We start from the raw sequence: 25,213 nt of genomic DNA, 5'->3' as shown, positions 1-25,213 counted from the left end.
ATAGCGCCTCGCATGGCCGCCATGCACCGCCATTTTACCGCATCGCGTTCTCACCCCTTGCCATGCTCCATGCCCGACTATATTCACGTCCGGCATATGGTTTTGCCCGGGGCGGGTGGTTTCAATGGTCGATTTCGAGCGCGCGCGGGCGCAGATGGTGGAAAGCCAGTTGCGCGGCGGCGGCGTCACCAGCGCACCCATTCTGGCCCGCATGCGCGCCATTCCGCGCGAAAACTTCGTCGCCGCCGACCGGCGCGCGCTGGCCTATATAGATGACATCCAGTGGCTTGGCGACAAGGCGTCCGGCCGCTTCATGGCGGCGCCGGCCACCCTGGCTAAATTGCTCAAGCTCGCCGACATCGCCGAAGGCGAAACCGCCCTCGATATCGGCGCCTGCACCGGCTATTCCACCGCCGTCATTGCCGGCCTTGCCGCATCGGTCGTCGGCCTCGAAGCCGATGCGGGGCTCGCCGCGGCCGCCTCGGCCAATCTTGCCGCGCTCGGCCTCGCCAATGCCACGATCGTCGCCGGCGATACCGGGGACCTTGGCCCCACCCGCTTCGATGTCATCCTGGTGCAGGGCGCGCTCGATCGCGTGCCTGATGCTTTTTTCGACGCCTTGGCCGATGGAGGGCGCCTCGTGGCGCTTATTCGCGCCGGGGCGGTTTCGGTGGCCCATGTTTTCGTAAAGTCCGACAGGGGCGTAACTGCGCGGGCCGAGTTCAACGCCTTCCTGCCGCCGCTGTTTGCGGCGCGGACCAACGAGGAATTCGTGTTCTGAGGCGATGCCGCCGGCCGGTGTTGCCTCCGGGGCACGCGACTGCATGAATCGCACATTAATGTTTCGTAGGGATTGTCGCGGCTGGTTGTCTACCCCATGTGCCGCGCATAGTGTTTCGGGGTTTTGGAGGCGGGCAATGGGCTTTCGCGTTAAATTGGTTGCCAGTGCGCTGGCCCTGGCTCTTGCGGCCGTTTCGGTGGGTGGCGCGCAGGCGCAGTCGATCACACAGGCGCTGACCATCGCCTACGATCATGCGCCCGATCTGCAGGCGGCTTTGCTGAGCGCCAAGTCGGCGGCGGAAAACGTTGCTTTGGCGCAGGCCGGCAAACGGCCGACCATCGGCGCTTCGATCAGCGGCGCACACAATTGGAACCTGGTCGGTGGCAACGTCACCGAGGGAAATTCCTTCACCACCGGCCTCTCCTACAACCAGACTGTTTTCGACAATTTCAAGACCGACGCGCAGATCGAGGCAGCGCGTGCCGGTGCCGAGGCCGCCGAGTACCAGATCCGCAATACCGAGCAGAACGTGCTGCTCGCGGTGGTCCAAGCCTATATGTCGGTGCTGAGCGGTCGCCAGTTGGTCGCCCTCCGGCAGGAAAATGTCAGCTTCTTCCAGGCCCAGTTGCAGTCGGCGAAGGATCGGCTCGATGTCGGCGAGGGCACGCGCATCGACGTGGCTCAGGCCGAAGCCCGCCTGTCCCAGGGCGATGCGAGTTATCGCGCCGCCGTCAGCAGCCTCGAAATCAGCCAGGCGACGTTCCAGCGCTATGTCGGCACGGCGCCGCAGAACCTCGATGCCTCGCATAATTATGGCCGCCTGATCCCCTCCAGCCTGCAGGCCGCCATTTCTCAGGCCGAAACCGGCCACCCCGCCATCCTGCTGTCCAAGGCGGCCATCCGTGCCGCCCAGGCCGGCACCGATGCGGCCCAGGCCTCCTTCGGCCCCACCGCTTCGGTCACCGGTTCGGTTGGCAGCCGTTATACCGGGGGCGGCCCGACCGACGGCTTCAGCGGCTCGATCGGCTTCCAGGTCACCATTCCGCTTTATGCCGGCGGCGCCATCGGCGCCAATGTGCGCAAGGCCAATATCGAGCAGATCAAGTCCGAGGTCGACGCCATGTCGGCCTATGACCAAATTCGCGAGGCGGTCATTTCCGCCTGGGCCGGCATCCAGAGTGCCGATGCGCAGATTTCCGCCGCCAATGCCGCTGTCTCCGCCGGTCGCACCGTGCTCGATGGCGTCATCCAGGAGCGCGACCTGGGCACCCGCACCACGCTGGACGTGCTCAACGCCCAGGCCGAACTGACCACGGCGCGCGAAGGGCTCATCAATGCCTCGACCAACAAGGTCGTCGCCACCTTCTCGCTGCTGGCCGCCATGGGCCATCTCACCGCGACCGATCTGGGCCTGGCTGTCGAGGTCAAGTCCGCCGTGCAGTATAATCAGGCCGTCGATGACGTCTGGCAGGAATTGCGTACCGTCGCCGACTGATCGGCGGCTCGCGCGGGCCGTTTTTCGGTAAACTGCGTCCGCTGTCTTTGCTGTTCTGCAATCTCTTGCGGCCAGCATCACTATCGAGCCGTGGTGGTCGGGTCATGCCCGGCCACAACTTTTAGTGGAAGACCGCTTTGAGCATGCTGTGGCGATTCCTAATTGGGACGGCTGGCGCTAAGGTGTTGGTGACGAATCAGGTTGGCGGCACCGGCGGATGCTGCGGTCGGTTCGGGCGCACGAGTAAGAGGCACTGATGAACAAGCCGGCACCCAAAGAACCCTCCATGGACGAAATCCTGTCGTCCATTAGGCAGATCATTGCCGATGACGATGCCGCCGGGGTGCCGCGCCGTCCGACAATTCAGGCCGCGCCACCCCCGATGCAGGCCACTCCGGCCCGCCCCATGGCCGATTCGCTGGATCGCGACCTGAGCGACATGCTCGACGATATCGAGCCGCTGGCGCTGTCGCCCAACCAGATCGTCGATGGGGGCGATGACGATATCGGCGGTTTCAGCTTTGACTCCATCCTGGCCGATACCGCGACCGAGGAGCCCTCTGCCGCCGCCGCGCCGCAACTGGTCGAGCCGGACGATATAACCTTCGACGTCGCCGAGCCGGCCGAGGAAGAAGAACTGCCCGCCTTCGACCCGCCGCCGGTGGCTGCGCCGCGCCCGCAGGCCAGCGTGGCCCAGGCTGCACCTTTGCCCGATCCGACCCTGTCCAGCGACATGGCCGACCAGTTGCTCGGCCCGGCCACCCAGGCCGCCGTGCGCAGCTCCATCACCAAGCTCAATGGCCTGGGCCTCGGCAATGCCGGCGCCACCATCGAGTCGCTGATGCGCGACATGCTCCGCCCCATGCTCAAGGAATGGCTGGACGAAAATCTGCCTTCCGTCGTCGAGCGCATGGTGGAACGTGAAATCACCCGCCTCTCCCGCGGGGAATGAGTTAGGCCAAGAGCCTCCACACCCTCGGTGTCACCCCGGCGAAGGCCGGGGCCCATCTCGAGATCTCTCAACGGCCGCAAGGTCGTTCGAAGTTCGATTGAGCGAGTTGAAGCCTCTCAGGATGGATCCCGGCCTTCGCCGGGATGACATCGAGGACTTGCCTAAGCCGTTGATCGGCCAAACGCGCACTTCCAGTTGACCCCGCACCCCGCATTTGCTTGAAGTCTGCCAACCTGTCCATTCCGGCCCGCCAAGTCCTTCCTGAAAAGGAACTCGTCCTGGCGGGTCGCTGCTGTTGCGAGTGACCTATGCTTGAAAAGTCCTATGAGCCCGGTGCCGTCGAAGACCGCGTCTATGCCGATTGGCTCAAGGCCAATGCCTTTGCCGCCGGGGCAGGGGCTGCCGAGGGTGCCGAGACCTTCACCATCGTCATTCCGCCGCCCAATGTCACCGGCTCGCTCCATATCGGCCATGCACTGAACAACACGATCCAGGACATCCTGATCCGCTTCAACCGCATGCTTGGCAAGGACGTGCTGTGGCAGCCCGGCACCGACCATGCCGGCATCGCCACCCAGATGATCGTCGAGCGCCAGCTCATGGAACGCCAGCTTCCCGGCCGCCGCGATATGGGCCGCGAAAAGTTCGTCGAGCGGGTGTGGGAATGGAAGGCCGAAAGCGGCGGCACCATCATGAACCAGCTCAAGCGCCTCGGCGCCTCGGCCGATTTCTCCCGCGAACGCTTCACCATGGGCGAGAACGGCGCCGCCGACGACCAGATGGTCCGCGCCGTCATCAAGGTCTTCGTCGAGCTGCACAAGCGCGGCCTGATCTATCGCGCCAAGCGCCTGGTCAACTGGCATCCGGGCCTCGAAACCGCCATTTCCGACCTCGAAGTCGAAAATATCGAGGTCAAGGGCCACATGTGGCATCTGCGCTATCCGCTGGCCGATGGCGTCACCTACCAGTTCCCGATTCTGGACGAAGAGGGCAATGTCACGGGCCACGAGAGCCGCGACTACATCGTCGTCGCCACCACCCGCCCCGAAACCATGCTGGGCGACAGCGGCATTGCCGTTCACCCCGAAGACGAGCGCTACGCGCCGCTGGTCGGCAAGTTCGTCACCCTGCCATTGGTTGGCCGCCGCATCCCTATCGTCGCAGATGAATACGCCGACCCCACCCTGGGCACCGGCGCCGTGAAGATCACGCCCGCCCACGATTTTAACGACTTCGAGGTCGGCACCCGCAACAATCTCGACCAGATCAATGTCTTCACCACCAACGGCGCGATCATTTCGGCTGATTTCATCCCGGCCGCCTATCGCGGCCTCGACCGCTTTGCAGCCCGCAAGGCCATCGTCGCCGACCTGACCGCCCTCGCCGAGGAAAACCCCACCCGCGGCCTCGATCACATCGAGGACAAGAAGATCATGGTGCCGCATGACGAGAAGAGTAAGCTCGTCGTCATCGAGCCTTTCCTGACCGACCAGTGGTGGGTCAAGGCCGACGTGCTGGCCCAGCCGGCGCTTGCTGCCGTCCGCGAAGGCCGCACCAAATTCGTGCCCCAGCAATACGAAAACACCTATTTCGCCTGGCTGGAAAACATCAAGCCCTGGTGCATTTCCCGCCAGCTCTGGTGGGGCCACCAGATTCCAGCCTGGTACGGCCCGGACAATCACGCCTTCGTCGCCTATAGCGAGGCCGAGGCGCAGGCGCAGGCCGATGCCCATTATATGAAGCCGACCCAGCTCACCCGCGACCCCGACGTGCTCGATACCTGGTTCTCCTCCGCGCTCTGGCCCTTCTCCACCCTGGGCTGGCCGGATGACACCGCCGAGCTGCGCCGCTACTATCCCACCGACGTTCTCGTAACGGGCTTCGACATCATTTTCTTCTGGGTTGCCAGGATGATGATGATGGGTCTTGAATTCCTGGATGAAGAGCCGTTCCACACGGTCTACATGCACGCTCTGGTCCGCGACGAGAAGGGCCAGAAGATGAGCAAGACCAAGGGCAACGTCATCGACCCGCTCCAGCTCATCGATCAATACGGCGCCGACGCCACCCGCTTCACCCTCGCCGCCATGGCCGCGCAGGGCCGCGATCTCAAACTCTCGCTCCAGCGCGTGGAGGGTTACCGCAACTTCGTCACCAAGATCTGGAACGCCGCTCGCTTCCTGGAGATGAACGAGTGCCGCCGCGTCGAGGGCTACGATCCCAAGGCCAACAAGCTCCCGCTCAATCGCTGGATCGTTGGTGCCACCGCACGTGGCGCGGCAGCGGTCACCCAGGGCATTGTCGACTACAAGTTCAACGAAGCCGCCAATGCCGCCTACGATTTCGTCTGGGGCACCTTCTGCGACTGGTATGTCGAATTCGCCAAGCCCGTCCTCATGGGCGAGGACGAGGCCGCCAAGGCCGAAACCCGCGCCACCGCCGCCTGGGCGCTTGACCAGATTTTGGCCATCCTGCATCCCTTCATGCCCTTCGTCACCGAAGAGCTCTGGGCCGAAACCGGCAAGTTCGGCTCCCCGCGCCCGTCCATGCTGATCCTCAGCCGCTGGCCCGACCTCGCTGGCCTCGAAGACCCGGCAGCCGATGCCGATCTCAACTGGCTCATCGATGTCATCACCAATGTCCGTTCGGTCCGTAGCGAGATGAATGTCCCCGCCGGCGCCAAGCTGCAGATGGTCGTGGTCGGGGCAGGGGAGGACACCCTGCGCCGCCTCGTCGCCGGCACGTCGCTGATCACTCGCCTCGCCCGCCTCGACGAGATTTCGCCGCAAGTCGAGGTTCCGGGTGAGTCCGCCCAATTCGTCGTCGGCGAAGCCACCTGGGCCCTGCCTTTGGCCGGCGTCATCGACATCGCGGTCGAAAAGACCCGCCTCGAAAAGGAAGTGACCAAGCTCGACGCCGAAATCGCCCAGATCGACAAGAAGCTCGGCAACGAGCAATTCGTCGCCAAGGCCCCCGAAGAGGTTATCGACGAACAGAAGTCCCGTCGTGAGGCTGCCGTGGAACGGCGCCATCATATTCTCGAAGCCCTCAAGCGCCTGAGCTAGTAACAGATGGAGGACACCGTCCCGCGCGAACCACCGGCCCGCCATGTCGCTAACGGCATGGTTGGCGTTGGCGCGGTGCTGGTCTTCGACGGCAGGGGCGGGGTCGTGAGGCACGAGCCCACCGCCGCCGAACCCAAGGTGCCCGTCCGTGGCTTCAAGCTGGTCTGCGGCAATTCCAAGGCGCCCGAATTCAAGGTCTGGCTCAAGCAGGAGCTGGGCGAATTCAATGCCGACCTGCTGACCGTCCCCAGCACGCGCTCGCGCTGTACCGTCATCGAGGATCGCGCCATGGTGGTGCTGCGCGTTGCCCGGCCCGGCGCTGAGCCCAATGATATCGGCCGGCAGTTGCTGACGCTCTGGATCGAGAAGGGCCGCGTCATCATCGCGTCCGAGCTGAACATTCTCGATTTCCTGGGCATCACCAAATGGGTGGCCTCCCACCACGCGCCGGTTTCCCCGGCCGATCTTGTGGCGCGGCTGGGCCTGCGGGCTGCCGACCGGCTGGAACCACTGGTGGAAATGCTGGGGGACCGCCTCGACGACATTGAGGAAGCCCTGATCGTCCAGAACAATGCCAAGGCCAATAATCGCCTGGCCGAGCTCCGCCGCACCCTCATCAATTTCCGCAAGATCGTCTGGCCGCAGCGCGATGTGCTCAACACGCTGGAAATCGAAGACCTGTCCCATTTCACCGCCCGCGATCGCCTTCGGCTGCGCGAGGCCTCGGCCCGTTCCGCCCGACTGGGCGACGAGTTGCAGGCACTGTCCGAACGGGCTGTGCTGGTGCATGAACAGATCATCGATGCCCGCGCCGAGCAGATGAACCGCACCATGCTGATCCTGGCCGCGGTCACCGTGGTCTTCATGCCGCTGACCCTGCTCACCGGCGCGCTCGGCATGAATGTCGCCGGCATTCCCTTTGCCGATAATCCCCACGCCTTCTGGTCGGTCTGCGTCGCCCTCTTCGTGCTCTCGCTCGGAATCGTCTGGTGGATGCGCGGCCGGCGCTGGCTCTAGCGCCGACCACTGCCATTAAATGCGCGCCGAAACCCGATGCAGCCCGGCATAAAGCCCATCTGCGGCCATCAGCGTCTCATGCGTGCCCTCCTCGCCGAGCCCCTCCGGCGTCAGCACCAGGATGCGGTCGGCATGCCGCACCGTCGACAGCCGATGCGCGATGACCACCGTCGTCCGCCCCGCGGCCAGCTCCAGCAGCGCCTGCTGCACCGCCCTTTCGCTCTCATTGTCCAGCGCGCTGGTCGCCTCGTCGAAGATCAGCACCGCCGGATTCTTGAGAAACGCGCGGGCAATGGTCAGCCGCTGCTTCTGCCCGCCCGAGAGCTTCACCCCACGTTGCCCGATATCGGTGTCATATCCATCCGGCAGGGCTATGATGAAGTCATGCGCATTGGCCGCCTTCGCCGCAGCAACCAGCTCCTCGTCGCTGGCCCCCGGCCGGCCATAGCGCAGGTTCTCCGCCACCGTGCCGCTGAACAGATAGATGTCCTGCTGCACCACCCCGATGCTGCGCCGCAGCGAGGCCAGCGTCACGTCGCGGATATCTTTTCCGTCGATGGTGATGGCTCCGCCGCCGACATCATAGAACCGCGGGATCAGCGCGCAGAGCGTGCTCTTGCCCACGCCCGACGCCCCCACCAGAGCCACGAACTCGCCCGCAGCGATATCAAGCGATAGCCCGCTGAACACCGGCGCTCCGCCATCGCCATAGCCGAAGCTGACATCGCGAAAGCTGATCGCCCCGCTGATCGGGCCGATATCCACCGCGCCGGGCGCGTCGGCAATGTCGGGCTCCTTCTCCAGCAGTTCCATGGCGCGCACGAAGCCGGTCGCGCCCTCCTGCCAGAGCCGGATGAAGTTATCCAACCGTCGCACCGGATCGACCAGCACGCCCACGCAGAGCAGGAAGGTCAGCATGTCCGCCACACTCAGATCGGCGTGAAGGATGCGGATGGCGCCGCCCACGATGACCATGATGGTCACCAACTGCGCAAAGCCGTCCATGCCCACCCAGAGCAGGGCTTCGCTGCGATAGCCGTCGCTGCGGCTGCGCAGGAAGTTCCGGTTCTCCACCTCGAAGCGCTCCAGCTCCACCGCCTCATTGGCGAAGGACTGCACCACCCGCACGCCGCCCAGCGCGTCCTCCACCCGCTCGTTGATGGCCGCAATGCGCTCCTTGGTGGTCTTGAGCGCCACATTCATCCGCCGGTTGAAATGGCGGGCATAGAGCACGGCCGGTGGCACCAGCAGCGCAATCAGCCCTGCCAGCACCGGATCGATAATGGTCAGCACCGTCATCGCGCCGCCGAGTTTGAGCAGGCTGATGGCGAGGTCTTCCGGGCCGTGATGGAACAATTCGCCCAGCCACAGCGAGTCATTGCTGATCCGGCTCATCAATTGCCCGACGCGCTGCCGGTCGTAGAAGCCGAAGGAGAGTTTCTGGCAATGCTCGAACAGCTCCTTGCGCAGGTCGGCCTCGATCCGCGCGCCCATCACATGGCCCCGGTAATCGACGAAATAGGTAGCCAGCGATTGCACGATGAAGACGGCCAGCATGATGCCGCCCATGCCCAGGATTTGCGCCAATGCGTCATCCGCTTCGGCCAATACTGGCAGGCGCGTGGTGATGTAGCTGGCGCAAAGCGGCAGGGCGATCGCACTGGCCGCAACCAACACTGCACAGGCCAGGTCTGCCAGCAGCAGCGGCACATAGGGGCGATAATAGCCCAGGAATTTCCGGGCGCGCGCCACGGCGCGGCCGGGATCGCTGCCCCGATTTCCGGTCAGCCTGGCGAGAAGTTTGAAGAAGAGCTGGTTTTTGAAGGAGAGGTGGCTACGGCCGGCGTCGCTGCGCTGCTCCGTCCACGAATTTTGAGACTGCATGAATGATCATGTCCTGATTGCGTTTGCTTCCTTTCACGTTGGACAGGGTTTTCATGCTGCGCTCCTTGGATTCGCGATGGCTACGAGTATGCCGATCGGGCGAGCGGGCACAACCTTCCGGCAGGGCATGGTGGCGATGCGTTGCTGTTGGGAAACAGTTTGGCGACGACTCTGTGACGATTCCGCAACAATGCGTGTGAATCGATTTCAGGACGGGGCGCGGCAACGATTTGGCGATATTTGTCGCCACAATCTCACCCTAAACGAGACGGCATAGGCATCTGGGGGCGGATGACCTGTAGGCGGTCGGGCGTTTGCCTGCCCGCTTGCGCGTTTTCTCCCTCGAATGTCGAACCGACGGTGAAGCTCCTGGCTTGGCTCTCTCGGGGTGAACGACGCAGTGCCCGCATCATACCTCCCGATCGCCACGCGGTCGGCCGAATGCGGTCACAAACGGGGTTTACCGAAATCTTAACGCCCGCCCTCCCGATCCGGGAGATACCGGGCGACACAGTTCGCCCGCTCCACCGCGGGCAAGAAGGAGCAAGATGCGGACCATTAGGGACCATTCCCTGATTTCCGTTACGACGGCAGCGCTCTTCGCCCTTGCGGCGGCGGCGATGCCCGTACACGCCCAGACGGCAGCCGATGCGGCGCTGAACATGGCCAACATGCTCGACGGGGCAGGGGGCGGTGTGTCCGGCGACGATCTGCTTGCGGCGCTCGAAGATGCTGCCAGCGCCGGCCAGCCCATGGCCATGTGGCAGCTCGGCACGATGTATGAAAATGGCGAAGGCGTCGACAAGGACCCGGTCAAGGCCTTCGGCTATTTCGCCCAGATCGCCAACCAGCATGCCGATGCCGCTCCACGCGGCGTCGAGGCCGACATCGTGGCCCAGTCCTTCGTCAAGGTCGGCGATTACTACAAGGAAGGCCTGCCCGATGCCGGCATCCCTGCCGATGCCGAGCGCTCGCATGCCTTGCTGCTGCACGCCGCCACCTATTTCGGCGATGCCGATGCGCAATATCGCGTTGGCCTGCTCTATACGCAGGAAAACGAAATGGGCATCAACCCGCTGCAAAGCGCCCGCTGGTTCTCGCTGGCCGCCCGCAAGGGCCATTGTCCGGCCCAGGCCCATCTCGGCGACATGGTGTTCAACGGCGTCGAAGGCATCGAGGCCCAGCCAGTCGAAGGCCTGATGTGGCTCACCATTGCCCATGAGCGTTGCGCCGGCACTGGCGATGCTGCCTGGATCGATGAAATGCTCAACCGCGCCGTCTCCATCGCCACGCCCGAGCAGCGCACCGAAGCCTTCGCCCTCGCCGAGAGCATCGCGCCGCAATTCGCCGGTTTTTGAGGGTGATGCCACACACCTAAAACCGAAACTCCCCCTCCACCGGCACGTGATCGCTCGGCTTGTCCCAGCCGCGCACATCCTTGTGTACGATCACATTCTCCAGCCGATCCGCCGCCTGCGGCGACACCATCAGGTGGTCGATGCGGATGCCGGCATTGCGCCGCCAGGCGCCGGCCTGGAAGTCCCAGAAGGTATAGGCCGGCTCCGCGTTGACTGCGCGCAGCGCATCGGTCAGCCCCAGATTGCCAAGCGCGCGCCACCGCTCCTGGCTCTCGGGCCGGTAGAGCGCGTCGCCCCACCACGCCTCGGGATCATGCGCGTCGATCGGCGCCGGAATGATGTTGAAATCGCCGAGCAGGATGAAGGGCTCTTCCAGCGCCAGCCGGCCCTCGACATAGGTTTCCAGCCGCCGCATCCAGTTGAGCTTGTAGGGAAATTTCTCGCTGTCGACCGGATTGCCGTTGGGCAGGTAGATGCCGCACACCCGGATGGCGCCGGTCTCCACCGAGAACACGCCCTCGATCAGCCGTGCCTGCTCGTCGCTGTCATCGCCCGGCAAACCGCGCGACACCTCGTCGAAGGGCAGCAGCGACAGGATGGCCACGCCGTTCCAGCTCTTCTGCCCATGCGTTTCCACATTATAGCCCAGCGCCTCGATTTCGAGCCGCGGGAACCCCTCGTCCACCGTCTTGATTTCCTGCAGCACCACGATGTCGGGCTTTTCCTCGCTCAGCCACTTCAGCAGCAGCTCGAGCCGGGCTTTGACGCCGTTGATGTTCCAGGTGGCAATGCGCATGGCGAGTCTCCGTTGGCGCCAAGCTAGACGCAGGCCGGGCAGGGGGCAACCGGTGAGGCTCGTCAGGCGTAGACGGCTTGCAGGATATCGTCGCGGAACGGGCCGTTGCAGCCCTCGAAGGTCGTATTGGTGCAGACGACGATGGTCATGCGGTTGACTGGATCGACCACCCAATTGTGTCCCCAGGCGCCACCCCAGTCCACCGTGCCGGCGGGGCAGGGATTGTTCGCCGCTTGCGGGTCGGCGAGCACCGCGCCGAGAAAGCTGAAGCGCTTGCCGGCGTCGTTGGCGCGCCGTGGCAGGTCGCCGATCTGGTTGGCCAGCGCCATGGCGACGGTTGCGGGCTCGAGCAGCCCCGGCCTTCCACTATAGACTTCCAGCATCTTCATGATGTCGTCGGCCGTTCCCGCCATGCCCGCCCCGCCATTCTGCGGCGCGGCCGGGTTGAAGATGCGGCTCGGCGAAAACGTCGTGCTGCCATATTGATCGCCCAGCACATGCGGCTCGCCCATGCGCACCGGTGGCCTGCCATCGCCATAGGGCACCGCCAGCCGCGCTGGGTCGGTCACATAAAAATGCGCATCCGCCATGCCCAGCGGCCCGGTCACATAGCGCCCCAGCGCATCCTCGACATTGGACCCGTTGATGGCAGCCAGCACCCCGCCCAGCACATCGATGCTGGTACCATAGTCCCAGCCGGTGCCCGGCGCGAAGGCCAGCTTCACCTTGGCGATATTCTGCAGGGTTTCGGTCAGCGAGTTGAGCGGCCCCGACAGGCCGCCGGTGGCATTGTCAGGCACATTGCCATAGGCCAGCCCCGACGTATGGCTCAGCAGGTGCCGGATGCGGATATCGGCCATGCTGCCATCCGGATTGGCGGGCGTGAACCACGGCAGGTAGCGCGTCACCTTGTCATTGAGCCCGATCAGCCCCAGGTCGACCAGCCGCAACACCGCCGTCGCCACGATAGGCTTGGTCACCGACGCCAGCCGGAAGATCGCGTCGCGCCGCATCGGCACATTCGCCTCGCGATCCGCCAGCCCCGCGGCACGGGCATAGATCTCCTCGCCGTCCCGGTTGATGAGGATCACGCAGCCGACAATGCGCTGCCCCAGGGCGGCGTCCACCGCCGCATCCACGCGTTCACTCAGGCCCATGCGTCTCTCCATCGTTGGCGAGACGCTACGGCCTGGTCGTCAGGATTTCAATGGTTTAGACGGCAAAGCTCGTCCCGCAGCCGCAGGAGGCGACCGCATTGGGATTCTTGATCTGGAAGCTCTGCCCGATCAGGTCGTCGACATAGTCAATCTCCGCCCCACCCATGAATTCGAGGCTCATCGAATCGATCAGCACCACCGCGTCGCCCTTGGAAAGAACGATATCGTCGCTGGCCGGCTTTTCCTGTACGAGATTGTATTCGTACTGGAATCCCGAGCAACCGCCGCCCGCCACCGAAATGCGCAGCACCGTACCTTCCGGTTCCTTGGACAGAATCCGCGACACCCGCTTGGCAGCGCGATCGGTCAGCACGACGTCGGGAGAAGCAAGGGCAAGAGCGGTCATCTGATATCCATGCCGTAATGTCATAACGGTAGGGCTAAAATAGTAACTCTTGCCGGAAATGAAAAGGCTTTTGTCATCACCGATGAGCGAGACCGCCCCATACGCCAGTAAGCCCGAGCTGTCCCTTGGCCGCCTGCATGGTACTGGCCCCAGTCCCACGCGCTCCGAGTTCCAGCGCGACCGCGACCGCATCATCCATTCCACCGCCTTCCGCCGCCTGCAGCAGAAGACCCAGGTGTTCCTCCAATATGGCGGCCACTTCCGCAATCGGCTGACCCATACGCTCGAAGTCAGCCAGATGGCCCGCTCAATGGCCCGCGCTTTGCGGCTCGATGAAGACCTGGCCGAAGCCGTCGCCCTCAGCCACGATCTCGGCCACACCCCGTTCGGCCATGCCGGCGAACGCGCCCTGCACGCGGCCATGGCGCCCTATGGCGGCTTCGACCACAACATCCAGGCCATGCGCGTCGTCACCCGCCTCGAAAACCGCTATGCCGAACATGACGGCCTCAACCTCACCTGGGAAACGCTGGAGGGCATCCTCAAGCACAATGGCCCCCTGACCAATCCCGACGGCACCCCCCACGGCAAATATGCCGGCGAGGGGCTGCCCGCCGGCCTCGACGATATCCCCGCCATTGCCGACCTGCGCCTCGCCAGCTTCGCCTCCCTCGAAGCCCAGACCGCCGCCATCGCCGACGACATCGCCTATAATGCCCACGATATCGACGATGCCCTGCGCGCCGGCCTCATCACCCTCGCCGACCTGGCCGAGGTGCCGCTGGCTGGCCCCATCGTCCGCGAAGTCCTCGCCCGTTACCCCGATATCGCCCCCAAGCGGCAGGCCCACGAAGTCCAGCGCCGCCTCATCACCCGCGGCATCGAGGACGTCATTTCGACCACCGCCGCAAATATCCGCGTCTCGAGCGTCGCCTCCGCCGAGGCGGTCCGCCAGGCCGGCCGTACGCTGGTTACCTTCTCGCCATCGGCCGCTGCAGCCGAACATGGCCTCAAGAGCTTCCTCTTCGAACGCGTCTACCGCCACGAAACCGTCATGCGTCCCGTCCGCCAGAGCGAGACCGTCGTCACCGCGCTCTTTGCCCGCTATATGGAAGCCCGCGACCTGCCCGGCCGCTGGGGTATTGCCGCCGCCGCGGCGCCCGATGACAGCAGTCTCGCCCGCATCGTCGCCGATTTCATAGCCGGCATGACCGATCCTTATGCCCTCGACGAATACCAGCGCCTGTTTGACGCTCGCCCGGATTTCCGTTAACCCCGGCGCACTTTACCATCCGGGTTCATCATGGACGTTTTCGCGCTCTTTTCCGCACGCATCGGCAATGCCATGCAGGTTCTCTTCCCCCAGGCCGGGGCGGACCTGCTGGCCCGCATCGTCGTGGAGCCGCCGCGCGATCCGGCCCACGGTGACCTCTCGACCAATGCCGCCATGATCGTGGCGAAGCCCCTGGGCATGAATCCACGCGAAGTCGCCAATGCCCTGGTGGACCACTTCAAGCACGATACCGACGTCACCTCCGTCGAGGTCGCCGGCCCCGGCTTCATCAATTTCCGCCTGGCCGCGCCGATCTGGCACCAGGTGCTGCGCTCCATCGCCAGTCTTGGCGCCGATTACGGCCGCTCGACCCTGGGCGGCGGGGAGGCGGTCAATATCGAATATGTCTCGGCCAATCCCACCGGCCCCATGCATGTCGGCCACACCCGCGGCGCCGTCTTCGGCGACACCTTGGCCTCGCTCATGGCCTTTTCCGGCTATGAGGTGACGCGCGAATATTACATCAACGACGCTGGCAGCCAGATCGATACGCTGGCCAATTCCACCCTGCTGCGCTACCGCGAGGCCCTGGGCGAGACCATCCAAATCCCCCCCGGATTCTATCCCGGCGATTATCTGATCCCGGTCGGCCAGGCGCTCAAGGCCGAGTTCGGCGATAGCCTGCTGTCGCGTCCCGAGGCCGAGGTTATCCCGCTGGTCAAGGATCGCGTCCTCGCCGCTATGCTGGAGCTGATCAAGGCCGACCTGGCCCAGCTCAATATCCATCACGACGTGTTCTTCTCCGAGCGCACCTTGCACGGGCAGGGGGGCGACATCCAGCTCACGCTCGATTGGCTGCGGCACGAAGGCATGATCTATGAAGGCCGCCTCGAGCCCCCCAAGGGCAAGACGCCCGACGAATGGGAAGACCGCGAGCAGACCCTGTTCCGCGCCACCGACTATGGCGACGATGTCGATCGGCCGCTGGTCAAGTCCGATGGCTCCTACACCTATTTCGCCGCCGATATCGCCTATCACCGCAACAAGTTCCTGCGCGGCTTCAAGCACATGATCAACGTGCTCGGCGCCGACCATTCCGGCTATGTCAAGCGCCTGCAGGCGGCGGTCAAGGCCGTATCGCTCGATGCCGCCGATATGGATGTGCGCATCTGTCAGCTCGTGCGGCTGCTCAAAAACGGCGAGCCGTTCAAGATGAGCAAGCGCTCCGGCGACCTGGTCACCCTGGCCGATGTGGTCGAGGAAGTGGGCGCCGACGCCACCCGCTTTATGCTTATGTACCGGCGCAATGACGCGGCGATGGATTTCGACTTTGCTTTGGTCAAGGAGCAGACCAAGGACAACCCGGTCTTCTACGTCCAATATGCCCATGCCCGGACATACTCGATCTTCAAGACTGCCGCGCGCGACCTGCCGGCGCTCGATTTCTCGCCCGCCGCCCTGGCGGCGGCAGAGATCGAGCGCATCGTCACGCCGGCCGAACTCGACCTGGTCCGGGTGCTCGCCGCCTGGCCGCGCACCGTCACCGCGGCGGCCATCGCCCATGAGCCGCACCGCATCGCTTTCTATGTCCACGAGCTGTCGGCGGCCTTCCATGGCTTCTGGGCCAAGGGCAAGGACGATCCGCATTTACGATTTGTTAACGATGCCGATCCAAAGCTCACTTTGGCCCGACTCGCGCTGGTCGATGCCGTGCGTCAGGTTATCGTCAACGCCCTAGCAATTCTGGGCGTTTCCGCGCCCGAGGAGCTTTCATAATTCGGGCGCATTACTATGATGACTCGCGGCACAATGCCCTCAGTTCGGGCGCCGAAGTAGTCGTAATTGAGAGGGCGCTGGTTGATGTCAGCGAAACCGCAGCCAATGGCCGGACAACCCGACGCCGCAGATGATCTGATTGCCGAGCTTGCCAAGCTCATGGCCCAGGATGCCAAAGGCGACCGTCCGGCGGAACCGGCTGCTCCTGCCTTTACCGTGCGTATTCCCGGTGATGACACGCCCGCTGCGCCTGCGGCCAGCGCGCCGACCCCGCGTTTCGATTTCGACCACACCATGGCCATGGCCGCCGAGCGGCCTGCCGCAACCGTGCCGGCCGTGCCCGACGAACCGGTTGTCGCCGCTCCCGCGCCGTCAGCCGAAACGCCCCAGCCCTTCCGGTTCGATTTCGACCTCGCCACGCCCCGGCGCAGCCCGGTCGCGGCCGTTCCGCCCGGGCCGCCCGCCACGCCGGTTGCTCCGGCCGAACAGCCTGCCGCGCCGGTCCTGGCGGCGGCTGTCATCGATGATCACGATGGCATTGCCGATCTGATCGCCGCCGAACTCTCGGCCGAGCCGATCTCGGCGCCTGCTGCGTCGGAGCCCGTGGCGCCCCCTATCTCTCCTTCCACGCCGCAGACCGGCCACGGCTGGGTGCCGACGACCGTCGCCGCCAATCTCGGCGGCCAGGACAAGTCGGCGCGCCCTGAATTGCGTGCGCTCAACCTCCAGCCCGCGCCGCGGCCCGAGCAGGACCGTTTCAAGGTTCCACCCGTCTTCGGGCTTGGCTCCAAGCCAGTGCCGGTCGAGCCATCGGTCAGTCCTGTCGTAACGGAGCCAGCGGCTTCCGAGCGATCGGCGCCTTTCGCCGGGCTGCATCAGCCCGCGCCTTCCGTGGTGCCCGCTGCGGCGCCGCAGGATGATGGCCTCGGCAGCGATCCGATAGACGAGATCGAGCATCTGATCGGCCGCGCCATGCGCGTCGAGTTCGACAAGCCGGTCGAGACCACCGGCGTTGAACGGCCCGTTCCGAGCCCGGCGTTGCGCAGCCTCGCCACGCCGACCGCTCCGGCTGCGCCCGTCGAGGACGCTGCCCAGGCTGCGCCCCGCGCGCTGTCCGGTGCCGACGAAGCCATTCTTGCCGCGGCACAGGCCACCGGCGCCGAAATTGGCTGGGTCGAGGCCCCCGAGGTCGATGATGCCGGTGCGGTTGCCCCTCCGGTCCGTCGAGGCTTCCGCTCCCGTGGCATGACGCGCGCCGTTGCCGGTCCGCTGGTCGCTGTCACCCTGCTGCTGGCCGCCGGCTTCGGTCTTTATTGGGTGCTTGGCCTCGGTCGCGATTCTGGCCCGGCGCCGCTGCTCACCGCCGATACCAGCCCGGTCAAGGAAACCCCCGCCGTCGAGCCCGATGCCGCTGCGGCCCCGCAGTCCATCGTGTTCAACGAGATCAACGGCGTCGTCCCCGGTGCCGAAGAACAGCTCGTGTCGCGCGATCAGGCCGACGTCAACGAAGTCACTCAGGTTCCGCCCACCAGCGATCTGAGCGAGGAAGGCCTGGCCAATCGCAAGGTGCGCACCGTCACCGTCCGTCCTGACGGCACCATTGTCAGCGGCGACGAAAGCGTTGCCGGCAGCGCCATCCTGCCTGTGGATCGCCCCAATGTTCCCGCGGTTCCGGGCGCGGAAACGGCTAGCCCCGATCTGGTGGCCAGCGTCCAGCCCGAGCCCGCCGCCCCGAGCACGCCTGAGCCGGCTGCTGCCACCGAGGCTCCGGTGACGCCGGTTACCCCCGGTTCGACCGTTCCGGCCATCGATCTGGCCGGTAACCTGCTGGCCGGCAAGTCCGCGCCGGTTCCCATGCTGCGCCCCGCCGGCCTCGTGCAGGCGACCGCTCCGACCGTCACCGCGACGTCGCCGGTCAACGCCGTGATCGATACACCCGCCGCCGGTACCGGCAACCTTTTGCCGCCGCCACCCGCCAATTCCACGCTCGGCGCCTTGCCCGCAACGCGACCCGCTATCACCCAGCCGGCTGCCCAGCCTGCTGCCGCTACCCAGATACCGGGCGCAATGGAGGTCGAGGCCCTGCCCAATTCGGCGCCCGCCTATGCCCAGCTTGCCTCCCTGCGGAGCGAGGAAGAAGCCCGCCAGGCCGCACAGGCTCTGGTTACTCGCTTCGGCCCGCTGTTCGGCGGCGCCAATATGGAAGTACAGCGCGTCGATCTTGGCGCCCGTGGCATCTACTATCGCGTCCGGGTTCCGGCCGCCTCGACCTCGGCTGCCGGCAACATCTGCACCAACGTCATTGCCGCGGGCGGCGATTGCGTCCCGATGTAGTCGGGGCAGCCAGGTTCGCCGCGCCATTCTCCTGCCCACGACGTCATTCCCGCGAAAGCGGGAATCTCTCGTCTTCAATGCTTGACGCCTGCGGACCCAGCGGCCAAGGATGACCGGACGTTCCTGCAGCGCGGCACTGAATTTATGACGACTGCCCAGACCGACTGGTTTGACACGCCCGCCGAGCCGGCGGCCGAAGATGTCATGTATGTCGATGTCGGCGGCTATGAAGGCCCGCTCGATCTGCTGCTCGATCTCGCCCGCCGCCAGAAGGTCGATCTCGCCGCCATTTCTGTGCTGGCTCTGGCCGAGCAATATCTCGCCTTCATCGAAACCGTGCGCGAGAAGCGCATCGAGGTCGCCGCTGACTATCTGGTGATGGCCGCCTGGCTGGCCTATCTCAAGAGCCGGCTGATGGTGCCGCAGGCGCCATCCGACGACGAACCGTCAGGCGAAATGCTGGCCGCCATGCTGCAATTCCGGCTCAAGCGCCTCGAAGCCATGCGCCGTGCCGCCAGCCAACTGATGAACCGGCCGCGCCTCGGCTACCAGGTCTACGCCCGCGGCATGCCCGAGCCGATCGAGATCAAGCGCACCAGCCTCTGGGAAGCCAGCCTCTACGACCTGCTCAAGGCCTATGCCGGCCAGCGCGAACGCGGCATCACCACCGACTATTCGCCCATCCAGCGCACCGTCTGGTCGCTGCAGGAGGCGCGCGATATCCTCCAGCGCCTGATCGGTGATAGTTTCGAGTGGGTGTCGATGGATTCCTACCTGGTCGACTACCTCGCCACCCCGGCCGAGCGCGCCACCGTCCGCGCCTCGAGCTTCGCCTCGAGCCTCGAACTGGTCCGCCTGGGTCAGATCGATCTCCGCCAGACCGAAACCTTCGGCCCGCTCTTCATGCGCCGCCGCAAGGCAGACCGCCCGTGAGCGCGCTTTCCGATGATCACAGCGAGATAGTGGAGCGTCACCTGCGGGTGCTCGAAGCTCTCCTTTTCGCGTCAAGCGAGCCTCTCGATGCTAACAGTCTGCTAACGTATCTGGGGGAAGGCGCCAACATCGGTGAACTGCTGCTGACGCTCCAGGCGCGCTATGCCGATCGGGGGGTAAACCTGGTCCGGCGTGGCGACAGATGGGCCTTCCGGACCGCGGAAGACCTGGGTTTTCTGCTCCGCCGCGACGAGCAGGAAAACCGCCCGCTCTCCCGCGCCGCGCTCGAAACCCTTTCCATCATCGCCTACCACCAGCCCGCCACCCGCGCCGAGATCGAAGAGGTCCGCGGCGTCGCCACCGGCAAGGGCACCATCGACCTGTTGATGGAAGCCGGCTGGATCCGCATGCGCGGCCGCCGCCGCACCCCGGGCCGCCCGGTAACCTACGGAACCACTGAGGCTTTTCTCGATCACTTCGGCCTCGAAACCCTCAGCGATCTGCCTGGCCTCGATGAGCTCAAGGGCTCGGGCCTGCTCTCCGGCCGACTACCGCCCAACCTGCAAATTCCGCTCCCCTTCGATGGCGCCGCCCTCCGCGACGACGAAGACCCGCTCGACCCCGACGATCCGGGTGGCGACGAGGATCAGGACTGATGGTCGAAAAATCCAGCTCTGACTGGGGCTTGCGCGGCACCACCGGCGTCAGCTTCGCCGCCACGCTCGAATTCGACGCTGTCGAGGTGAAACTCGGGGGCAGGGTGGTGCTCGACCGCTTCAGCCTCGCCCTCAAACCCGGCGAGATCGTCTGCCTGCTCGGCGAATCCGGTTCGGGCAAGTCCACCGCCTTACGTGTCGCGGCCGGCATCCAGCCGGTTCATGCCGGCGCTGTCCGAATCAATGACGAGATTGTCTCGGCCCCAGGCCTGACGATGCCGCCAGACCGGCGCGGAATTGGCCTGATGTTTCAAGACTTTGCCCTCTTCCCGCATCTAACCGTCTTGCAGAATGTCCTCTTCGGCCTGCGCCAGCTCGGCCGCACCGCCGCACTCGCCCAGGCCCGCGCCGCCCTGCGCCGCGTTGGTCTGGCGGACCGCGAAGCCGATTATCCGCACCGGCTCTCCGGCGGCCAGCAACAGCGCCTGGCGCTGGCTCGCAGCGTCGCCCCGCGCCCCGGCGTCCTGCTGCTCGACGAGCCCTTCTCCAGCCTCGATGCCCGTCTGCGCGAGACGGTGCGCGAGGAAACCCTGGCCGTGCTGCGCGAAACCCATGTCACCAGCCTCATCGTCACGCATGACCCCGAAGAAGCCATGGTGCTGGGCGATCGGGTGGCTTTGCTGCGCCACGGCCGCATCGCCCAGATCGGCACTGCCGCCGAGATTTACCGCCGGCCGGTCGACCTCAACGCCGCCCGCTTCTTCTCGCCGCTGAGCGAGATCGACAGCGTGGTTTCCCGCGGCCGCGCCGATACGCCTCTGGGTTCCGTGCCCACGCCGGGCCTGGCGGAGGGCGCTCCCGTCACCATCGCCATCCGCCCCGCAGGAGGTGCCGCCATGGCAGTGGGCGGCCCCGGCACGCCCGGCCGCATCGTCAGCAAGCGCGATGCCATCGGCACCGACATCTGCGAAGTCATGGTCGATGGTCTCGACGCCCCGCTCGGCCTGCGCCAGCCGTCCGACGCAGCCCTGCGGGTGGGACAAGACGTTTTCGTGACTCTGAACCCTGAGCACGTTCTTGTGTTTGCGCGCGATTGACCCTATTTCTGACCTATCTTTCGCGTGTAACGCGTTCTGAAATTTAGGGAGACCAATATGCACGCGCCAGGAATTTGGGGCATTCTCGTTGTTGCCGTTGTCGTGATCCTGCTGTTCGGCCGTGGCAAGATTTCCGGCATGATGGGTGAAGTCGCCTCGGGCATCAAAGCCTTCCAGAAGGGCATGAAGGACGACGACAAGCCGGTGGAACGGGTAACGACCACCGCCGCCGCGCCTGTCGGCGAGCCGGAAAAGAAAGACGTCTGAAGACGTTACTGCCGACCCCGCCGCCGCTTTGAAGGAATAGGACTATGCTCGGCTTGGGCTGGACAGAGATGCTGGTGATCGGTGTCGTGGCGCTGATCGTCATCGGACCGAAAGACCTGCCCGTGGTGATGAACCGCATCGGCAAGATAGCCGGGCAGATTAGGCGCATGGGCAACGACTTCCAGCGCGAGATCAACAAGACTACGGGGCTCGATGAAGTGCGCAACCTGCGCAATTCCATCACCGCGCCGCTCAAGAAGACCAGCGATGAAATCCGCAAGGAGTTCAACGCCATGACCCCGACTGGCACCAAGCCGACCGGCGTCATCAAGCCTGCCGATCCAAAGGCCGAAAGCGTCGTCGACGAAATCAAGGCCGCCGCCGGGATGACGCCGCCCAAGACCGCAGCCCAGATCGGTGCCGAAGCCGGGTTCCGGGCCGAAGGCCCCATGGTAACGCCGCCGACGGCCCCCCCCATGAAACCGCCCGCCAAAAAGGCCGTCCGGGCCAAGGCTGCTCCGACGCGCCCTGTTGTCACCTCCGACCTGGCCCCGCTCGAGGCGCCGGCACCGGCAAAAAAGGCCGCCGCGAAGAAGCCTGCGGCAAAAGCCGCCAAGGTTCCTGCAGCGAGCAAGCCTGTTGCCACTGCCAAGCCGGCGCCGAAGAAGCGCTCGGCAAAGCCTGCCGCGACTGCCAAGGCCGGAGACGCATAGACCATGGCCGATACCAAGCAGATCGAAGGCAAGACCGAAGAACCCGAAGACGAACTCGCCGGCAGCGAGGCGCCGCTGCTCGAGCATCTGGTCGAGCTGCGCAAGCGGCTGATCTATTCGGCGATCACCATCGTCGTGCTGATGGCATTCTGCTTCATCTTCGCCAGCACCATCTACGAATGGCTGCTGATTCCCTATAAGCGCGCCGTTCCCGATGCGAATCTGATCTTCACCGCGCCGCAGGAACTGTTCTTCACCTATCTGAACGTCGCCCTGTTCGGCGCGATTTTCCTCGGTTTCCCCATCGTCGCCAGCCAGATCTACATGTTCGTCGCGCCCGGCCTTTACAAGCACGAGCGCCGGGCGTTCATCCCCTATCTCGTTGCCACGCCGATCTTCTTCGTCGCCGGTGCGGCACTCGTCTACGTCGTCGTGCTGCCCATGGCGTTGCATTTCTTCGCTGGCATGCAGACCGAGGATATCCAGATGCTGACCAGCGTCAGCGAATATCTGGGCCTGGCCATGCTTCTGATCCTGGCCTTCGGTGTCTGCTTCCAGCTGCCAGTGATCCTGACGTTGCTGGCGCAGATCGACCTGATCCATGTCGATGTGCTGAAGAAGGGCCGCCGTTACGCCATTGTCGGCATCCTGATCTTCGCCGCCTTCATCACCCCGCCCGACCCGATCTCCCAGATCGGCCTTGCCGTGCCCATGTACCTGCTCTACGAACTTTCGATCATCTCCGTCCGGATGGTCGAGAAGCGTCGTGCCGCGGCTTTGGCGGCGGGGGAAGCTGAACTTTCCAGCTCATCGTCCGAATAGCAGAGTAGACCTCATCCTGAGTATGTCGAAGGACGAGGTCGTGGCACCGTTCCGCCACGCCCTCGTGGTTCGACAAGCTCACCATGAGCGCTATTGACAGTTTACCAACCAGAGGCGGGCAGCGTCCCGTAGCAACCGATGTTCGATATCAAGTGGATCAGAGCCAACGCCGAAGCCTTCGACGCCGCCGTTTCGCGGCGCAAGGGGATTTCCGTGCGTGCCTCCGACCTGCTCGCCATCGACGACAAGCGCCGCGACATCATCACCCGCCTCAATGAGGCGCAGGAAAAGCGCAACGTGCTCTCCAAGCAGATCGGCCAGGCCAAGGCGCAGAAGGACGAAACCAGGGCAGCCGAACTGATGGCCGAAGTTGCCAGCCTCAAGGATTTCATTCCCCAGGGCGAAGCCGATGAACGCGCCGTCGAACTCGAACTGCGCAATGCCCTCTCGGTCATCCCCAACCTGGTCTTCGACGACGTGCCCGACGGCACGGACGAAACCGGCAATGTCGAGTATTTCGGCCGCAACGGCTCGCCCGAAACCGCCGCCCAGCTCCGCGCGCCCAAGCCCGTTCTCAGCTTTGCCCCCAGGGAGCATTACGAGATCGGCGAAGCCATGGGCCAGATGGATTTCGAAACCGCCGCCAAGCTCTCGGGCAGCCGCTTTGTGGTGCTGAAAGGGCAGGTGGCCCGGCTCGAGCGCGCCATCGGCCAGTTCATGCTCGACCTGCACACGACCGAGCACGGCTATACCGAAGTCCAGCCGCCGCTGCTGGTGCGCGACGAAGCCTTGTTCGGCACCAACCAGTTGCCCAAATTCGAGGAAGACCTGTTCTTCACCCCGCATGGCGATAGCCGGCTGGCCCTCATCCCCACGGCGGAAGTCCCGCTGACCAACTTCGTCCGCGAGTCCATCCTGGCCGAGGACGAACTGCCCCTGCGCCTGACCGCGCTGACGCCCTGCTTCCGCTCCGAGGCCGGCTCGGCCGGGCGCGATACGCGTGGCATGCTGCGCCAGCACCAGTTCAACAAGGTGGAACTGGTGTCGATCACCACGCCGGAAACCTCCGTCGATGAGCATGAGCGTATGCTGGCCTGCGCGGAGACGGTGCTGCAGCGGCTGGGCCTCCACTATCGCGTCATGAATCTCTGCACCGGCGATATCGGTTTCGGCGCCCAGAGGACCTATGACCTCGAAGTCTGGCTCCCCGGCCAGGATACCTATCGCGAGATTTCCTCGGTTTCGGTCTGCGGCGATTTCCAGGCCCGTCGCATGGACGCCCGCTATCGCCCGGCGGGCGAGAAACAGGCGCCGCGCTTCGTTCACACGCTCAATGGCTCCGGCACCGCAGTCGGCCGCTGCCTGATCGCGGTGATGGAGAACTACCAGCAGGCAGACGGCTCGGTCACCATCCCCGATGTGCTCCAGCCCTATATGGGCGGCGTCAAATCCATCGGCATCCTTGGATGAGCCTGCGCATCCTCATCACCAATGACGATGGCGTGGACGCGCCCGGCATCGCCATCATGGCCGATATCGCCCGCGCGCTGAGCGACGATGTGTGGATCGTGGCCCCCGATGGCAACCAGTCGGGGGCAGGGCACCGCTTCACCCTCGGCCGCGAGTTGCATCTCGATCGGCGCGATGAACGCACGTTTTCCGTAGTCGGGGGCTCGCCCGCCGATTGCGTCGTCGCCGGCATGACCCACCTGTTGGGCGATCGCCCCGCCGATGTCGTGCTGTCTGGCGTCAATGCCGGCCAGAACCTGGGCGACATCATCAACTGTTCGGGCACCGCGGCCGGCGCGCGCGAAGGCGCGTTACAGGGTGCCATCGGCATCGCCATGAGCCAGGGCATCAACTACGAGCAGGGCCGCGAGGTGGATTGGTCCAATTCCATCCGCCACGGCGCCGCCGTCGCTCGCGCCGTCATCGCCGCGGCGCAGGGCAGGGACCACTACTACAACGTCAACTTTCCCTTCTGCGCCCCCGACACCACCAAGGGCATCGCCGTGGTGCCGCACCAGCGCTTCTCGCGCTCGCCGTTTCGCTATTTTCCCAGCGACAATGGCGGCAAGTTCTTCGTCGCCATTCCCGAAACCCCGATGCCACTGGATCGGACTGCCGATTTCGAGGTGATGCGCCAGGATGGCTATGTGACGGTGACGCCGATGCTGCTGCAACAGACCGATACGGCACTGGTGGCGCGACTGCGGGGCACGCTGTCGCTTTAGCGGCCTCGAACCACGAGGGCGTGACACCGGGGTACCGCCTTAACCTTACCCAATCCAGAATCCCACCGACACGATTTCGCTCAAATCGCATCGGCTTTAAACTCGTCTTTACCTTACCGGCCTAGTCTCAAACTCGTGTTGAGTACCTGCGTACGAGTAAGCTGATGAGTATCCGCGTATCCCGTCGGGCGCCCAAA

At 64.8% G+C, this 25,213-nt stretch carries 21 protein-coding genes; 17 read left to right on the top strand and 4 right to left on the bottom strand.

The features are described 5' to 3' along the window. The first annotated feature begins 124 nt into the window (after positions 1-124). The 5 genes from ASD04_RS02800 (at position 125) to ASD04_RS02780 (ending at position 7,310) form a co-directional block, all read left to right on the top strand. Positions 125-781 carry a methyltransferase domain-containing protein gene (locus ASD04_RS02800; protein WP_056252159.1) on the top strand — a complete coding sequence of 219 codons (657 nt, stop codon included), beginning with the start codon at positions 125-127 and terminating at the stop codon, positions 779-781. 136 nt (positions 782-917) lie between these two features. After that, positions 918-2,276 carry a TolC family outer membrane protein gene (locus ASD04_RS02795; RefSeq protein ID WP_056252156.1) on the top strand — a complete coding sequence of 453 codons (1,359 nt, stop codon included), beginning with the start codon at positions 918-920 and terminating at the stop codon, positions 2,274-2,276. Between the two features lie 256 nt (positions 2,277-2,532). Further along, positions 2,533-3,228 carry a DUF2497 domain-containing protein gene (locus ASD04_RS02790; protein ID WP_056252153.1) on the top strand — a complete coding sequence of 232 codons (696 nt, stop codon included), beginning with the start codon at positions 2,533-2,535 and terminating at the stop codon, positions 3,226-3,228. Between the two features lie 308 nt (positions 3,229-3,536). Then, positions 3,537-6,293: a valine--tRNA ligase gene (locus ASD04_RS02785; RefSeq protein WP_056252151.1), complete on the top strand. Its 2,757-nt coding sequence runs from the start codon at positions 3,537-3,539 to the stop codon at positions 6,291-6,293. Positions 6,294-6,299: 6 nt separating this feature from the next. Next, entirely contained in the window at positions 6,300-7,310 is a 1,011-nt protein-coding gene (locus ASD04_RS02780; protein ID WP_056252148.1) for a CorA family divalent cation transporter, read from the top strand. Between the two features lie 15 nt (positions 7,311-7,325). Here the strand turns inward: ASD04_RS02780 and ASD04_RS02775 are convergent, their stop codons facing one another. Then, complete coding sequence (locus tag ASD04_RS02775) at positions 7,326-9,194, bottom strand: ABC transporter ATP-binding protein (protein ID WP_082530931.1); 1,869 nt, start codon at positions 9,192-9,194, stop codon at positions 7,326-7,328. Between the two features lie 548 nt (positions 9,195-9,742). Here ASD04_RS02775 and ASD04_RS02770 point away from each other — a divergent pair. Beyond that, positions 9,743-10,552 (top strand): tetratricopeptide repeat protein, encoded by an 810-nt coding sequence (locus ASD04_RS02770; RefSeq protein WP_056252145.1) that lies wholly within the window; start codon positions 9,743-9,745, stop codon positions 10,550-10,552. A 16-nt stretch (positions 10,553-10,568) separates the two neighbouring features. On the opposite strand, the gene xth is transcribed toward ASD04_RS02770, so the two are convergent. The 3 genes from xth to ASD04_RS02755 all read right to left on the bottom strand — a co-directional run bounded on the left by xth (position 10,569) and on the right by ASD04_RS02755 (position 12,911). Beyond that, positions 10,569-11,348: an exodeoxyribonuclease III gene (xth, locus tag ASD04_RS02765; protein WP_056252142.1), complete on the bottom strand. Its 780-nt coding sequence runs from the start codon at positions 11,346-11,348 to the stop codon at positions 10,569-10,571. Positions 11,349-11,410: 62 nt separating this feature from the next. Further along, on the bottom strand, positions 11,411-12,505 hold the full coding sequence (locus ASD04_RS02760) for a serine hydrolase domain-containing protein (RefSeq protein ID WP_056252132.1): 1,095 nt from the start codon (positions 12,503-12,505) through the stop codon (positions 11,411-11,413). A 55-nt stretch (positions 12,506-12,560) separates the two neighbouring features. Then, positions 12,561-12,911, bottom strand: a complete 351-nt coding sequence (locus ASD04_RS02755) for an iron-sulfur cluster assembly accessory protein (protein WP_056252128.1) — start codon at positions 12,909-12,911, stop codon at positions 12,561-12,563. Between the two features lie 82 nt (positions 12,912-12,993). Between ASD04_RS02755 and ASD04_RS02750 the strand changes: the two genes are divergently transcribed. From ASD04_RS02750 to surE, 11 genes are all read left to right on the top strand, one after another. Beyond that, positions 12,994-14,184, top strand: coding sequence for a deoxyguanosinetriphosphate triphosphohydrolase (locus ASD04_RS02750; protein WP_056252125.1), 1,191 nt, complete (start codon positions 12,994-12,996; stop codon positions 14,182-14,184). Positions 14,185-14,214: 30 nt separating this feature from the next. Further along, positions 14,215-15,960 carry an arginine--tRNA ligase gene (gene argS, locus ASD04_RS02745; RefSeq protein ID WP_056252122.1) on the top strand — a complete coding sequence of 582 codons (1,746 nt, stop codon included), beginning with the start codon at positions 14,215-14,217 and terminating at the stop codon, positions 15,958-15,960. A 105-nt stretch (positions 15,961-16,065) separates the two neighbouring features. Next, positions 16,066-18,294 (top strand): SPOR domain-containing protein, encoded by a 2,229-nt coding sequence (locus ASD04_RS02740; protein ID WP_056252119.1) that lies wholly within the window; start codon positions 16,066-16,068, stop codon positions 18,292-18,294. Positions 18,295-18,438: 144 nt separating this feature from the next. Beyond that, entirely contained in the window at positions 18,439-19,227 is a 789-nt protein-coding gene (locus ASD04_RS02735; RefSeq protein ID WP_056252116.1) for a ScpA family protein, read from the top strand. Next, positions 19,224-19,883 carry an SMC-Scp complex subunit ScpB gene (gene scpB, locus ASD04_RS02730; protein ID WP_056252113.1) on the top strand — a complete coding sequence of 220 codons (660 nt, stop codon included), beginning with the start codon at positions 19,224-19,226 and terminating at the stop codon, positions 19,881-19,883. The genes ASD04_RS02735 and scpB overlap by 4 nt, the downstream gene beginning before the upstream one ends. Next, positions 19,883-20,980, top strand: coding sequence for an ABC transporter ATP-binding protein (locus tag ASD04_RS02725; protein WP_056252110.1), 1,098 nt, complete (start codon positions 19,883-19,885; stop codon positions 20,978-20,980). Before scpB ends, ASD04_RS02725 begins: the two co-directional genes overlap by 1 nt. A gap of 57 nt (positions 20,981-21,037) precedes the next feature. Beyond that, positions 21,038-21,247, top strand: a complete 210-nt coding sequence (gene tatA, locus ASD04_RS02720; RefSeq protein WP_056234417.1) for a twin-arginine translocase TatA/TatE family subunit — start codon at positions 21,038-21,040, stop codon at positions 21,245-21,247. Positions 21,248-21,291: 44 nt separating this feature from the next. Next, a complete protein-coding gene (tatB, locus tag ASD04_RS02715) occupies positions 21,292-21,960 on the top strand; it encodes a Sec-independent protein translocase protein TatB (protein ID WP_056252108.1) in 669 nt (222 codons plus the stop codon). Between the two features lie 3 nt (positions 21,961-21,963). Next, positions 21,964-22,782, top strand: a complete 819-nt coding sequence (gene tatC / locus ASD04_RS02710) for a twin-arginine translocase subunit TatC (protein ID WP_056252105.1) — start codon at positions 21,964-21,966, stop codon at positions 22,780-22,782. A gap of 138 nt (positions 22,783-22,920) precedes the next feature. Continuing rightward, positions 22,921-24,252 (top strand): serine--tRNA ligase, encoded by a 1,332-nt coding sequence (gene serS / locus ASD04_RS02705; RefSeq protein WP_056252101.1) that lies wholly within the window; start codon positions 22,921-22,923, stop codon positions 24,250-24,252. Continuing rightward, positions 24,249-25,016: a 5'/3'-nucleotidase SurE gene (gene surE, locus ASD04_RS02700; protein ID WP_056252099.1), complete on the top strand. Its 768-nt coding sequence runs from the start codon at positions 24,249-24,251 to the stop codon at positions 25,014-25,016. Before serS ends, surE begins: the two co-directional genes overlap by 4 nt. Positions 25,017-25,213 lie beyond the last annotated feature (197 nt).

This window comes from Devosia sp. Root436 (assembly GCF_001426345.1).
Classification (GTDB): domain Bacteria; phylum Pseudomonadota; class Alphaproteobacteria; order Rhizobiales; family Devosiaceae; genus Devosia.
The sequence above is the reverse complement of the archived record's forward strand: the minus strand, read 5'-3'. Positions and strand labels throughout refer to the sequence as shown.

Bases quoted from the DNA above. Each gene is read 5' to 3' on its own strand.
- ASD04_RS02800 (WP_056252159.1), top strand. From the start codon at position 125: ATGGTCGATTTCGAGCGCGCGCGGGCGCAGATGGTGGAAAGCCAGTTG.
- ASD04_RS02795 (WP_056252156.1), top strand. From the start codon at position 918: ATGGGCTTTCGCGTTAAATTGGTTGCCAGTGCGCTGGCCCTGGCTCTT.
- ASD04_RS02790 (WP_056252153.1), top strand. From the start codon at position 2,533: ATGAACAAGCCGGCACCCAAAGAACCCTCCATGGACGAAATCCTGTCG.
- ASD04_RS02785 (WP_056252151.1), top strand. From the start codon at position 3,537: ATGCTTGAAAAGTCCTATGAGCCCGGTGCCGTCGAAGACCGCGTCTAT.
- ASD04_RS02780 (WP_056252148.1), top strand. From the start codon at position 6,300: ATGGAGGACACCGTCCCGCGCGAACCACCGGCCCGCCATGTCGCTAAC.
- ASD04_RS02775 (WP_082530931.1), bottom strand. From the start codon at position 9,194: ATGCAGTCTCAAAATTCGTGGACGGAGCAGCGCAGCGACGCCGGCCGT.
- ASD04_RS02770 (WP_056252145.1), top strand. From the start codon at position 9,743: ATGCGGACCATTAGGGACCATTCCCTGATTTCCGTTACGACGGCAGCG.
- xth (WP_056252142.1), bottom strand. From the start codon at position 11,348: ATGCGCATTGCCACCTGGAACATCAACGGCGTCAAAGCCCGGCTCGAG.
- ASD04_RS02760 (WP_056252132.1), bottom strand. From the start codon at position 12,505: ATGGGCCTGAGTGAACGCGTGGATGCGGCGGTGGACGCCGCCCTGGGG.
- ASD04_RS02755 (WP_056252128.1), bottom strand. From the start codon at position 12,911: ATGACCGCTCTTGCCCTTGCTTCTCCCGACGTCGTGCTGACCGATCGC.
- ASD04_RS02750 (WP_056252125.1), top strand. From the start codon at position 12,994: ATGAGCGAGACCGCCCCATACGCCAGTAAGCCCGAGCTGTCCCTTGGC.
- argS (WP_056252122.1), top strand. From the start codon at position 14,215: ATGGACGTTTTCGCGCTCTTTTCCGCACGCATCGGCAATGCCATGCAG.
- ASD04_RS02740 (WP_056252119.1), top strand. From the start codon at position 16,066: ATGGCCGGACAACCCGACGCCGCAGATGATCTGATTGCCGAGCTTGCC.
- ASD04_RS02735 (WP_056252116.1), top strand. From the start codon at position 18,439: ATGACGACTGCCCAGACCGACTGGTTTGACACGCCCGCCGAGCCGGCG.
- ASD04_RS02725 (WP_056252110.1), top strand. From the start codon at position 19,883: ATGGTCGAAAAATCCAGCTCTGACTGGGGCTTGCGCGGCACCACCGGC.
- tatA (WP_056234417.1), top strand. From the start codon at position 21,038: ATGCACGCGCCAGGAATTTGGGGCATTCTCGTTGTTGCCGTTGTCGTG.
- tatB (WP_056252108.1), top strand. From the start codon at position 21,292: ATGCTCGGCTTGGGCTGGACAGAGATGCTGGTGATCGGTGTCGTGGCG.
- tatC (WP_056252105.1), top strand. From the start codon at position 21,964: ATGGCCGATACCAAGCAGATCGAAGGCAAGACCGAAGAACCCGAAGAC.
- serS (WP_056252101.1), top strand. From the start codon at position 22,921: ATGTTCGATATCAAGTGGATCAGAGCCAACGCCGAAGCCTTCGACGCC.
- surE (WP_056252099.1), top strand. From the start codon at position 24,249: ATGAGCCTGCGCATCCTCATCACCAATGACGATGGCGTGGACGCGCCC.